Consider the following 12,276-nt stretch of genomic DNA (forward strand, 5'->3'; position numbering starts at 1 on the left):
TCCCTGTGGAAGCGGGCCTGCTCGCGAAGGCGTCGGTTCGATCAACACGGCTCATCGCTGAGTCACCTCACGCACGGATGTCGCCGAGCTTTTGGTATCAATGCTCGCTTCCACCGACATCCCTACGCGCAACCTTTCAGCCAACGGCTGGCCCGGCTCGAGCATGATCTTCACCGGAATTCGCTGCACCACCTTGGTGAAGTTGCCGGTGGCGTTATCCGGTTTCACCGCCGCAAAGGTCACACCGGTCGCCGGGGCAATACTTTCGACACGGCCACTCAACGCTTCACCGCCAAGGCTGTCGACGCGTACTTGTACCTCTTGCCCCGGCTGCACGTCAGTCAGTTGCGTCTCCTGAAAATTCGCCACTACATACGCTTGCTTCAGCGGCACCACCGCCAGCAGCTTGCTGCCCGGGGTCACATAGGCGCCGACGCGCACGGCACGCTCGCCGATCATGCCGTCCTGCGGCGCGGTGATGCGCGTGTAAGAGAGTTCAAAACTGGCGATTTCCAGTGCCGCTTGCGCGTGTTTCAAACTGCCCTCGGCCGCGTCACGCTGAGCGGTGAGGATGTCGACCTGCTTGCGCTCTGCCGCCAGTTTCGCCGTGGCGGTATCGAGATGCGCAGTGGCCTGATCGATGCGCGTACGCGCCTGTTGCGCGTTTTGCACCGTGCCGGCGCCAACGCCCGCCAAATGGTTGTAGCGATTCAACTCCTGCTGGGCGAAAGCCATTTCCGCTTTGGCCGACACAACCGAGGCCTGTGCCTGAGCGATCACCGAACTCTGCCGTTCCAGTGTCGCCTTGGCATTTTGCAACTGCGCCCGCGCCACCAGAGTTTGCGCATCCGCCGCTTCAGCCGACGCGCGCAAATCGCGATCATCGATCAGCGCCAGCAACTGCCCGGCCTTTACTTGCTGGTTGTCCTCTACCAATACCTCTTTGATGAAACCGGCCACGCGCGGCACCACCAGGGTGTAGTCGGCGGAGACGAATGCATCGTTGGTATTTTGCTGGGTCCGCTTGCCAAACAAGCCGGGCAGCGCCAGATACACCAGCACGCCGACCGCCAGAGCGGCGGCTATGGCCACCGCGAGTTTTTGCTTTGCTTGAGTCGTCATAAAAACCTTCATTGTTCAGTGCAGCAATCAGGTCGGCGCGCGCGGCGGATAGATCCGCGTCGGCAGCCAGAAAATCAGCAGGATCAGCGCCACCGCGACGCCGGCCATGCACACATAAAGATCGGATGCGGTCAGCACCACGGCCTGTTCATGCAGACGATGGGCAAGACCTGGATCACTGCGATCGGCCAGCGGCGAGTTGCCGAGGCTGTCGACCAGCATGGTTGAGTGGAAATGCAGGCGCGCGGTGGTCAGCGTGTCGATCACCCCGGTGGCGACCACGGCTGCCAAGCCTTTCACCGTGTTGAACCACGCGGAGGCGAACGGCCCGTCCTGCGGCTGGATGCTGCCGGTGGACAACATCAGCAGCGGCAACACCGACATCGGTTGACCGAAAATCTGCAGCCACTGCAGGACGTAGAAATTGTCGCGAATCCATTCCGAAGTCAGCAGCGATCCGCCCAGGCAGGACAGCGTCAACATGCTCAAACCGATGCCAAGCACCCAGCGACAATCGACCCAGCGCAGGTTGCACAACGCTGCCACCAATGGCAGCGCAATCAGTTGCGGCAAGGCGGCGATCAGCATGATCGGTGCAGTCTGCGCCGGCCGATAACCCTGCACCTGCGCCAGATAACTCGACGGAATCAACACCACCGCCTGCAGAACAACCAGCACACCGGCCAGGGTCATCAAGGCGAACGACAGGTTGCGGATACCGAGCATCTGCAATTTGAAAAACGGAATCGGCTGCGACCATTCATTGATCAGAAACGCCACCAGCAGCAGCGAGCCGGCACCGAGCAACCCACAGATCAGGCTCGACTCGAACCAGTCCAGGCGATTGCCCTGCAACAGGCCGATCACCAGCATGCAGATCGCCGGAAAACCCAGCAGCAGGCCTTTCCAGTTGAACGACTTGAGGCGCTCCAGCCGCAGCGGATCCTGTGGAAGACCGAAAGCCACCATCACCATCGCGATCAGGCACGGCACGATGATTTGCCAGAACGTCCATTGCCAGCCGACGTATTCAGTCCACAACCCGGCCAGCGGTGTACCCAGGCCGGGGCCGAAAGTAGCGGTCAGCGCATAACCGGCCAAGCCATAGAGTTTGATGTTGGCCGGCAAGAAGCGCAGGGCGACGGTCATCAGCATCGGCGGTAACGCGCCACCGGCCAGACCTTGCAGGATGCGCATCAGCAGCAGACTTTCGTAATTCGGCGCGAACGGGCACAGCACACCGAGCAAGGTGAACAGGCCAATGGCGCAGAGAGTGAAGCGACGCAGCGAGAAGGTCACCGAGCACCACGGTGCGAAGGCCATGGCCGCGACCGAGGTGGCGGTGTAGCTGGCAACCAGCCAGGTGCCTTCGTCGTAGCCGATGTGCAACCCGCCACGAATGTCGGCGAGGGCGACCTTGGTGACCATCTCGTTGAGGCCCGACACCAGCACCGCCAGCAGCACGCCGACCAGACCGATGATGATCCGCGCCCCGAACACCGGTGGCGTGGCCGCCGTCGCCGGGCTGGCCGCAGCGATAGGCGCCGCCGCCGTCAGGGATGTCATGAATACTCACTCCGGAGGGAAAAATACCGGAGCATCTTAGTCGGGCTTGGCAATGACGAAAATTGACTTATTGGCAGGTTATAAGTGCGCCAGACACAACAATGGAGATCCCTTGTGGGAGCGAGCCTGCTCGCGAAGGCGTCAGGTCAGTCAATATCATTGGTGACTGATCCAGCGCTTTCGCGAGCAGGCTCGCTCCCACAGGGTTTTGTGTTGTTTGGGGGATTAAGGCTGGGCTGCCAGCCACGTTTCGTCGCAACAGGCCTTAAGGGTTTCGCGTAGCCAGCGGTGTGCCGGATCCTTGTCGAAGCGCGGGTGCCAGGCCTGGGTCAGCATCAAGGTCGGCAACGGGATCGGCAGGTCGAATGAGCGCAGTTTCAAACCCAGGCGACGCACGCTGAGCAACGCCTCTTTGGGCACCGGCAGAATCAGATCGGAATCCGGCAGCGCAAACATCGCCGCATGGAAACTCGGCGCAATCACCGCCACGCGCCGCTCCAGACCCAGGGCATTCAGTGCCGTGTCGATGGGGCCGCGAGCGATGCCACGGCGCGACATGCTGATATGGGAAAACCCGGCGTAGCGTTCTGCAGTGATTTCGCCGTCGAGCAATGGATGGTCTTCGCGTACCAAGCCAACGAAATGGGTTGAGAACAGGTTTTGCACTTTGACTTCCGGGGTGACCGGCCGAGTATTGCTGACGCTCAGATCGATGCGCCCCTCGCGCAGCGCTTCATCATCGCCATCGCCTTCCGGAACGAAGCGCAACTCGCAGTGCGGCGCGAGTTGATCGAGGGTATCGAACAGCTTGCCGCCATACACACCAATGAAAAAATCATTGGCGCGGATGCTGAAGCGTCGGCGCAGTGTGCCCAGTTCCACCGAGTCGGCTGAGCGGAACAGCAGCGCGGCTTGCTCGACCACGTCGCGCACCTGTTCGCGCAGTTCCAGCGCCTTGGGCGTTGGCACCAGGCCTCGGCCGGCGCGCACCAGAATCGGATCGCCGATGGCTTCGCGGATCCGCGTCAGGGTACGGCTCATGGCGGCCGGACTGAGGTTCATCCGCCGCGCGGCGCCGACCACACTGCCCTCGTCGAGCAAGGCGTCGAGGGCGACCAAAAGGTTCATGTCCGGGAGTTGCATGCCGAGCACTCATGGCTAATCAGGATTGATCTGGGCGCAATGCTAGCAAACATCTTTCAGAGTAGGTGTTGATCTGACCGACGCCTTCGCGAGCAAGCTCGCTCCCACACTTGGAATGCACTCCCCTGTGGGAGCGAGCCTGCTCGCGAAGGGGCCAGCCATCACGCCAAAAATTACCGCTGCATCCCCCAACGCTTAACGGTCACCCGCTCGAGGGTATCGAACACCAGATTCTCCACCAGCAACCCGATCAGGATCACCACCGCCAACCCGGCAAACACCTTGTCGGTATACAGCTCATTGCGGTTCTGGAAGATGTACCAGCCCAGCCCGCCCTTGCCACTGGTCGCGCCAAACACCAATTCAGCGGCGATCAACGTGCGCCAGGCAAACGCCCAGCCAATCTTCAGCCCGGCGAGAATCGACGGCAGCGCCGCCGGAATCAGGATGAACAGCACCAGCCGCAAGCCCTTCAAACCGTAATTACGCCCAGCCATGCGCAGCGTCTCGGAAACCCCGAGAAACCCCGCATAGGTGTTCAGCGCCAGCGCCCACAACACCGAATGCACCAGCACAAAAATCAGGCTGTTCTGCCCCAGACCAAACCACAGCAGCGCCAACGGCAGCAGAGCAATCGCCGGCAGCGGGTTGAACATTGAAGTCATCGTGCTCAGCAGATCACGGCCCAACTGCGTCGACACTGCCAGTGTCGTCAGAGCAAATGCCAGCACAATGCCGATCAGATACCCCTTGATCAGCACCACCAACGATATCCACACCTTGGCCAGCAGCTCACCACTGAGCAGACCCTCGAACAGCGCGTGACTGGTCTGCAAGAAACTCGGCAGCATCAGGTCATTGTTCTGAATCCGCGCGACCACTTCCCAAACCACCGCCAGCACAATCAGGATCAGGCCTTTACGCAACCAGCCCTGTTGCCACAGCCGCGTGCCGAGCGACAGCTCGCGCTCTACCGGCACTTCGGTCAGCGGCTCCAGCACAATTTCAAACTCTTCACGCACAGATGATGAATGGCTCATCGGGTAGTCCTCCTGGCCGCTCAATAGGCGATGCGAATATCGTTGAAGTCATGGTCACGCTCGGTTTCCGGCGACTGGCCTTCGTCGAACAGCAGACGATGAATGCGCCGCGCCGATTGCTGAAACGCCACGCCACCGAGGCTGTGCAAATCGTATTGATGGCTGTGCACTTCGGCGCGCACCCGGCCCGGATGCGGCGACAGCAGCAGGATGCGATTGCCGACCACCAGCGCCTCTTCAATCGAGTGCGTGACGAACAGCAGAGTGAAGCGCACCTCTTCCCAGAGCAGCAGCAATTCTTCCTGCATCTTGCGCCGGGTCAGTGCATCGAGCGCAGCGAACGGTTCGTCCATCAAGAGGATTTTCGGCTGCATGGCCAACGCCCGGGCAATCGCCACGCGTGCTTTCATGCCGCCGGACAGGGTGTGCGGATAGGCGTCGGCGAACGCCGCCAGGCCGACCTTCTCCAGATAATGCAGCGCGCGTTCTTCAGCTTCTTTTTTCTTCAGGCTGCGCGAAGCGAGCAGCGGAAACATCACGTTCTGTTTGACGGTTTTCCACGGTGGTAGTTGGTCGAATTCCTGAAACACCACGATCCGGTCCGGCCCCGGCGCATCAACGCGCTGGCCTTGCAGACGGATCTCGCCTTCGCACGGCTGAATGAACCCGGCGACTGCTTTGAGCAAGGTGGATTTGCCGCAACCGGACGGGCCGAGCAGCACGTAACGATCGGCCGGATCGATTTCAAAACTGACCTGGTGGGTGGCGCGCACCACACGTTGCGGCGTGCGGTATTCGAGGCTGACGTGATCAACCGCCAGCAGCGCGTCGCTGCGGGCGATCGGGTTGCTGGCCGCGTGGCCTGGCAAGGGAGCGTTCATTATTTGATCAATCTCCGGCAAATCAAAAAGGCGCGTCGCCCTGAATGGTCGTGCGATACAGCTTGCGGGGCAGGTGCGCGGGGCAGCCGGCGGCAAGGTGGATCAGCGAACGGTTATCCCAGAACACCAGGTCGTGGGGCTGCCACTGATGGCGGTAGATGTTTTGCGGCAGCACGCTGTGGGCGTACAGCTCGCTCAGCAACTGCTGGCTCTCGTCTTCCGGCAGACCGACGATGCGCGTGGTGAAACCTTCGCTGACGAACAACGCCTTGCGGCCGTTTTCCGGGTGCGTGCGCACCACCGGGTGCACCACTTCCGCGACCTGAGCCAGTTGCTCCGGGGTCAGGGTCGGGCGCCAGTTGCCTTCGAATTTGGTTTCGCTGTAGCGCGCGGTGTAGGAATGCGCGGCACTGCGGCCTTCGACCGCTTTGCGCAACGCTTCGGGCAGGTTGTCCCAGGCTTTGTGCATGTCGGCAAACAACGTGTCGCCGCCCTCCTCTGGCAATTCCTGCGCATGCAGCATCGAGCCAAGACTTGGCAGCTCTTTATAAGAGAGGTCGGAGTGCCAGAACTTGCCGGCATCGCCGAGGCCGATGTTCTGGCCGTTTTCGATGATGTTGGAAACGATGAGGATTTCCGGGTGGTTGGCCAGCAGGAACTGCTTGAGCACGTGAATCTGCAACACGCCGAAGCGGCGGCTGAAGTCGATCTGTTGCTGCGGAGTGATTTGCTGGTCGCGGAACACCACGACATGGTGATCCAGGTGCGCGCGATGGATGCGCGCAAAGTCCTGATCATTGATCGGCCGGGTGAGGTCGAGGCCAATGATCTCGGCGCCGACGGCACCGCTGAACGGACGGATTTCAAAGGATTGCGGCGCGGCGGTCGCGGCGCTTGGGGAAGCAGTAGCTGCGGACATCTTTCCATCTCCCACGCACGGCACGCTCACGGGCGCGCTCGTCGATCAGACACTCACGCTGGATTGCGTGTTGGTTCAGGTCGTGCGGCGCGCCGATTGGTCGGCAGGTACGCAGGGGGATGACTTTATAGCTATAAGAACGCGATATTAAATACCGTTATTGAATAACGATATGGCGGAATGGGCTGGATGGTGAGTGACGGTTTTTGTCACTTCCTGACAGATTCAGCGATTCGACTGACGCCTTCGCGATCAAGCTCGCTCCCACAGTTGATTTTCAGTGGACACAAATTCTGTGTTCAAAAGAAATCCAAATGTGGGAGCGAGCCTGCTCGCGAAGAGGCCGGTGGCAGCGCTGAAGATCTAACGCTCGTGCAACGCCTCTGCCCGCGCACGGATGATCGGTTTGAGCAGGTAGCTCAACACCGACTTCTTGCCGGTAATGATGTCCACCGACGCGACCATCCCCGGGATGATCAGCAACGGCTTTTCATCGGTACCCAAGTGGCTGCGCTCAGTGCGCACCTTGATGATGTAGTACGTGGTTTTCTTGTCTTCGTCGGTAATGGTGTCGGCACCGATCTGCTCGAGCTTGGCTTTGAGCCCGCCGTAGATGGTGTAGTCGTACGCGGTGAATTTGACGATCGCTTCCTGCCCCGGGTGCAGGAACGCGATGTCTTGCGGGCGAATCTTGGCTTCAACCAGCAAGGTGTCGTCCAGCGGGACGATTTCGACCATGTCGCTGCCCGGCTGAATCACCCCGCCGATGGTGTTGACCAGCAGTTTGTTGACGATGCCGCGCACTGGTGATGTCACCAGCGTACGGCTGACGCGGTCTTCCAGGGCCTTGCCGGTCGCGCTGGCCTTGTTCAGGTCGGTGCGCGCCTCATTGAGTTGGGTCAGCGCTTCGCTGCGGAATTTGCCGCGCGTCTCGTCGATCTTGCGCTGCACTTCCTTGATCGCCGATTCGGCACGCGGGATGGCCAGCGTCGTTGCATCCAGCTGACCGCGGGTTTCCACCTCGGCACGCTTCAGGCGCAGCACTTCCACCGGCGACACCGCGCCCTGCGCCACCAACGGCTCGGACATGTTGATTTCCTGCCGCTGCAAGCCGAGCTGCTGACGATACTGCGCTTGCTTGGAGGCGAACTCGCGCAGCTCTTGCTGACGCTGAATCAACTGCTCCTGCAAACCACCGATCTCGTCGTGCAGTTGCTGACGGCGGCTGATGTACAGTGACTCTTCGCTTTTTGCCTGACCCGGCACGGCTTTGAGCACGTCTTCGGGGAAATTCAGCGGGCGATCATCCACTTCAGCGCTCAATCGCTCGACGCGCAGCAGCATCGACAGGCGATCGGCCTCGGTTTCGCCGACGTTGGAGGCAAATCGCGTGTCGTCGAGGCGAATCAACGGCGCGCCGACTTCAACGATCTGGCCTTCCTTGACGAACAGTTCGGAGATGATCCCGCCCTCAAGGTTCTGGATTTTCTGGATCTTCGACGACGGAATAGCCTTGCCGTCGCCCTTGGTCACTTCGTCGATCACGGCGAAGTTGGCCCACAGCAGCAGGAAGATGAAGAAGCCGATGATCGCCCAGATGGTCAGACGCACGACGCGCGGGGCGTCTTCGATCAGCGCCTTGTTGACCTCCGGCAGCGGCTGGCCCTGCAACGATGCCGAGCCCTTGAAGTAGCGACGGATCGAATCCTTGAAACCCGACTTAAGCAACACTGATCTGCCCCTTCTTCAACGCTTCCATCACGGCGGCTTTCGGGCCATCGGCGAGAATCTGTCCACGGTCGATCACCAGCAGACGATCGACCAGCGACAACAGTGAAGCCCGGTGCGTCACCAGCACCACGGTCTTGTTTTCAATGACGGCGGCGAGGCGTTGCTTGAGGCGTTCTTCGCCGGTGTTGTCCATGGCGCTGGTCGGCTCGTCCATCAGCAAAATCGGCGGGTTGAGCAACAAGGCCCGGGCCAGCGCGACGTTCTGTCGTTGACCGCCGGAGAGGTTCTGCCCGCGCTCGCCGACTTGCAGCTCATAGCCTTGCGGGTGCAGTCGGGCGAATTCGTGGACGCCAGCCAGTTCGGCGGCTTGCAGCACCAGCTCGTCTTCTACATAACGCGCGCCGGAGACGAGGTTGTCACGCAGGGTACCGGCCAGCAGTTGAATGTCTTGCGGCACGTAGCCGATGTTGTAGCGCAACTCGCTGACGTCGATCTGGCGGATATCCACGCCGTCGACCAGCAACGCGCCGTCGTCCGGCTGATACAGGCCGACCAGCAGTTTCGCCAGCGAACTCTTGCCCGAGCCGCTGCGGCCGATGATGCCGATTTTCTCGCCAGGACGGATCACCAGATTGATGTTCTTCAGCGCCGGGTTCTGTTGTTCCGGGTAGGTGAAGTTGAGCTGGCGGCACTCGATCGCACCCTGCAAAACCTTGCGGCTCAGCGGGCGCTCTTCGAAATTGCGCTCTTGCGGCAGCTCCATCATCTGGTCGACCGAAGTCATGGTTACGCGGGCTTGCTGATAACGGGTCAGCAAGCCCGACAGCGACGCCAGCGGGCTCAGTGCGCGGCCGCTGAGCATGTAGCAGGCAATCAGACCGCCCATGCTCAGGTTGCCGGCGATGATCTGGTAGACGCCGAAGACGATCATGATCACCCCGGCCAGTTGCTGGATCAGCAGGGTGATGTTCATCGCCAGACCGGAGAGCATTTTCACTCGCAGCTCGAGGCGGCTGAGGGTGCCGATGGTCTGTTCCCACTGGTACTGGCGTTCGCTTTCGGCGTTGTTGACCTTCACCGCGTCAAGGCCGGCGAGGGTTTCGATCAGGCTCGACTGGCGCTCGGCACCGAGGGCCATGGTGCGTTCCATGGTGGCCACCAGCGGCTTCTGCAACGCATAGCCGATCAGCAGGGCAATCGGGAACGCCAACACCGGAATCCACACCAGATGCCCGCCGAGAATGGCGATAACAATAAAGATCAGGATGGTGAACGGCAGGTCGATCAGACTGGTCAGGGTCAGCGAGGCGAGGAAGTCGCGCAGGCTCTGAAACTCGTGGATGTTCTGCGCAAAGCTGCCGACTCGCGCCGGGCGGTATTTCATGGCCATGCCGACGATGCGCTCGAACAGCGTCGCGGAGATGATCAGGTCGGTTTTCTTCCCGGCCAGATCCAGGCACAGGGCGCGCAGACTCTTCAGCACCAGGTCGAAGATGTAGGCGCCGGTAATACCGAGCGCCAGCACCCACAGGGTGGCTTCGGCCTGGTTCGGCACCACGCGGTCGTAGACGTTCATCACGAACAGCGGCGCAGCCATGGCGATGATGTTGATCAGGAAACTCGCGGCGATCGCATCGGCGTACAGCCAGCGCGAACGCTTGAGGGTGTCGCGGAACCACGAGCGTGCGCGCGGAATCAGCGTGCCGTGGTTGACGTCGAATTTGTGTTGCGGCTGAGCGAAGAAGACTTTGCCGGTGTAATCGTCGGCGAGCAGTTCGCGGCTGACGATGGACTCGCCGCCGTCGGTTTCGCTGAGCAGGACTCGTGCTTCACTATCGCCCTGCCAGCCGAGCAGGACGGCGCTGCGGCCATCCTTGAGCAGCAGCAAGGCCGGCATGGCGATCGCCGGAATTTCTTCCAGTTTGCGCTGCAGCACCCGACCTTGCAGGCCGGCGCGAGCCGCCGCGCGGGGCAGCAACTCGACACTCAGACGTTGTTTGGGCAGCGGCAGGCCGGTGGTCAGCATCGCCGCGCTGGCGGGTTTCTGATGGAGCATGCAAAGGGCGAGCAGACCGTCCAGTAACGGATCGTCGTGCAACGCGCGTGGATCATGACTGAGTTGAACTCGACTGACTTCTGATTCCACGCTCGACACTCTTTGACAGTTGAAAAGGGATAACTCAATTCATCCCAGGCAGCTGGACCTTGGGCTTCACGTCGTTCTGCACAACGGATGCCAACGGTGCGACCACTCCCTGGCTTCTGAGCAACTCGCCCATGGTCGCCTTGATTCGGTACTGAGTAAATAACTGAATGTTTTTGATTTCAGCCAGACGCCGCGAAGCGGTGAACAACTCGTTTTCGCTGTCGAGCAAATCGAGCAGGGTCCGTTCGCCGAGGCTGAACTGACGCTGGTAGGCGGTGCGCACCGAGGTGCTGTGGTCGACGTATTGCTGCGCGATCGGCACCTGCGCGTTGGCGTTGTTCAAGGCGTTCCAGGCCAGACCGAGTTCTTCGTTCAACTGACGCAAAGCGTTGTTGCGGATATCCAGCGCCTGGTTCGACAGGTACGACTTGGATTCCAGATCGGCCTTGTTGCTGCCACCGGAATAAAGGTTGAAGCGCATGCGCAGCATCGCCTGCCATTCGTTGTTGTGGCCGTTCTGGCCATCGAGATCGTTGTCGGCGGTGCGACCCAGCTCGGCGTCGAAACGCGGGTAGAAGGTCGACTTGGCGGTTTCGTACTGCTTCTCGGCAGCGGCAATGTCGGACTCGGCCGAGCGCAGGATCGGGCTGTTCTCCAGCATCTGCGTACGGGCTTCGTTGAGGTTGGCCGGCATCATCGCCATGAACGGCGCCGGACGCTCCAGTTGATCAGGCATCTGGCCAACGGCGCTGAGGAAGTTGGTTTCCGAGTCGGCCAGATTGGTCTGCTCGGTGATCAGGTTGTTGCGGGCCTGGGCCATCCGCGCTTCGGCCTGGTCAAGGTCGGCACCGCTGCCGACGCCGCGCTGGGTGCGCAACTGAATCTGATCGTAGATGCGCTGGTGGCTCTTGAGGTTGTCTTCGGCCAGACGCACGAATTCGCGGCGGGTCAGCACGTCCAGGTAAACCTGGGCGACGGTCAGCGCGGTGCGCTCGGAAGTGCCGAGCAACGAGTAGGCGCGGGAGTTGACGGTGGCTTGTTGACGCCCGACTTCGCTGGACGTCGCAAAACCGTCAAAGACCATTTGCGAGAGACGTAAACTTGACTCGCTACGGTTCAGGGTTTCGTAGTGGTTACCGCCGGAGTTGGCGCGAGTGGTCACGCTGTCGGTGCCTTCACGGCCATAACCGCCGAGCAGATCGACCTTCGGCAGGTATCCCCCTTTCGCCGCTCTTAATTGATAATCCGCGGCCAAACGACTGTTGACCCCTGCCTGGATTTCCGGATGGACATCCAATGCCTGCTGCATGGCTTCTGGTAAGGATTGTGCTTGTACAAAAGAGGCGGCGAGAGCGAAGGGTACGGCGAAAAGCAGGGGCGAACGCATGATAGGAATTTCCCAGAACTTCTTGTCTTGAATCACAGCTAAACGTGGCGCTGCGTCGGATGATGGCAACCAGATTGACCGTATGTCGGAAAGTTCAAAACAGGAACTGGATCACACGCTGAAGGACAGGTCGCCGCGGAAATATCAATGTGACATTAGTGGGGCGATTGTTTAGGATGGCACCCAGAAGGTCAATAGTTTGGCATAAAGTTAATAGCGAAAGAATCTAGCCAAATTATTGACGAAAAGACGCGTCAAACTTGTTTCGCAAATTTTTAAAGTACGTCCAGACTGAATCGGCGCCCATGCCATCAGGTCCATGGAAGTCAACTGAACGTGAC

At 60.4% G+C, this 12,276-nt stretch carries 9 protein-coding genes; all 9 read right to left on the bottom strand.

The window, feature by feature from the left end; translation table 11 throughout:
• Window positions 1–51 precede the first annotated feature (51 nt).
• The 9 genes from L8H52_RS22370 to L8H52_RS22410 all read right to left on the bottom strand — a co-directional run bounded on the left by L8H52_RS22370 (window position 52) and on the right by L8H52_RS22410 (window position 11,935).
• On the bottom strand, window positions 52–1,122 hold the full coding sequence (locus L8H52_RS22370; protein ID WP_242208758.1) for an HlyD family secretion protein: 1,071 nt from the start codon (window positions 1,120–1,122) through the stop codon (window positions 52–54).
• A gap of 27 nt (window positions 1,123–1,149) precedes the next feature.
• On the bottom strand, window positions 1,150–2,688 hold the full coding sequence (locus L8H52_RS22375) for an MFS transporter (protein WP_242208757.1): 1,539 nt from the start codon (window positions 2,686–2,688) through the stop codon (window positions 1,150–1,152).
• 225 nt (window positions 2,689–2,913) lie between these two features.
• Entirely contained in the window at window positions 2,914–3,831 is a 918-nt protein-coding gene (locus tag L8H52_RS22380) for a LysR family transcriptional regulator (protein ID WP_016985559.1), read from the bottom strand.
• Window positions 3,832–4,004: 173 nt separating this feature from the next.
• A complete protein-coding gene (locus L8H52_RS22385; protein ID WP_242208756.1) occupies window positions 4,005–4,871 on the bottom strand; it encodes an ABC transporter permease in 867 nt (288 codons plus the stop codon).
• 20 nt (window positions 4,872–4,891) lie between these two features.
• On the bottom strand, window positions 4,892–5,752 hold the full coding sequence (locus L8H52_RS22390; protein ID WP_242208755.1) for an ABC transporter ATP-binding protein: 861 nt from the start codon (window positions 5,750–5,752) through the stop codon (window positions 4,892–4,894).
• Window positions 5,753–5,774: 22 nt separating this feature from the next.
• Complete coding sequence (locus tag L8H52_RS22395) at window positions 5,775–6,671, bottom strand: TauD/TfdA family dioxygenase (RefSeq protein ID WP_242208754.1); 897 nt, start codon at window positions 6,669–6,671, stop codon at window positions 5,775–5,777.
• A 363-nt stretch (window positions 6,672–7,034) separates the two neighbouring features.
• Window positions 7,035–8,402 carry an HlyD family type I secretion periplasmic adaptor subunit gene (locus L8H52_RS22400; protein ID WP_242208753.1) on the bottom strand — a complete coding sequence of 456 codons (1,368 nt, stop codon included), beginning with the start codon at window positions 8,400–8,402 and terminating at the stop codon, window positions 7,035–7,037.
• Window positions 8,392–10,548 (bottom strand): type I secretion system permease/ATPase, encoded by a 2,157-nt coding sequence (locus L8H52_RS22405; RefSeq protein WP_242208752.1) that lies wholly within the window; start codon window positions 10,546–10,548, stop codon window positions 8,392–8,394. Before L8H52_RS22405 ends, L8H52_RS22400 begins: the two co-directional genes overlap by 11 nt.
• A 34-nt stretch (window positions 10,549–10,582) precedes the next feature.
• Window positions 10,583–11,935 (bottom strand): TolC family outer membrane protein, encoded by a 1,353-nt coding sequence (locus L8H52_RS22410; RefSeq protein WP_064117410.1) that lies wholly within the window; start codon window positions 11,933–11,935, stop codon window positions 10,583–10,585.
• Window positions 11,936–12,276 lie beyond the last annotated feature (341 nt).

This window comes from Pseudomonas sp. CROZ-RG-20F-R04-15, assembly GCF_022662375.1.
Taxonomy (GTDB): domain Bacteria; phylum Pseudomonadota; class Gammaproteobacteria; order Pseudomonadales; family Pseudomonadaceae; genus Aquipseudomonas.

Coding starts and splice junctions, on each gene's coding strand:
- L8H52_RS22380 (WP_016985559.1), bottom strand. CDS start 3,831: ATGCAACTCCCGGACATGAACCTTTTGGTCGCCCTCGACGCCTTGCTC.
- L8H52_RS22410 (WP_064117410.1), bottom strand. CDS start 11,935: ATGCGTTCGCCCCTGCTTTTCGCCGTACCCTTCGCTCTCGCCGCCTCT.
- L8H52_RS22395 (WP_242208754.1), bottom strand. CDS start 6,671: ATGTCCGCAGCTACTGCTTCCCCAAGCGCCGCGACCGCCGCGCCGCAA.
- L8H52_RS22390 (WP_242208755.1), bottom strand. CDS start 5,752: ATGAACGCTCCCTTGCCAGGCCACGCGGCCAGCAACCCGATCGCCCGC.
- L8H52_RS22385 (WP_242208756.1), bottom strand. CDS start 4,871: ATGAGCCATTCATCATCTGTGCGTGAAGAGTTTGAAATTGTGCTGGAG.
- L8H52_RS22370 (WP_242208758.1), bottom strand. CDS start 1,122: ATGACGACTCAAGCAAAGCAAAAACTCGCGGTGGCCATAGCCGCCGCT.
- L8H52_RS22375 (WP_242208757.1), bottom strand. CDS start 2,688: ATGACATCCCTGACGGCGGCGGCGCCTATCGCTGCGGCCAGCCCGGCG.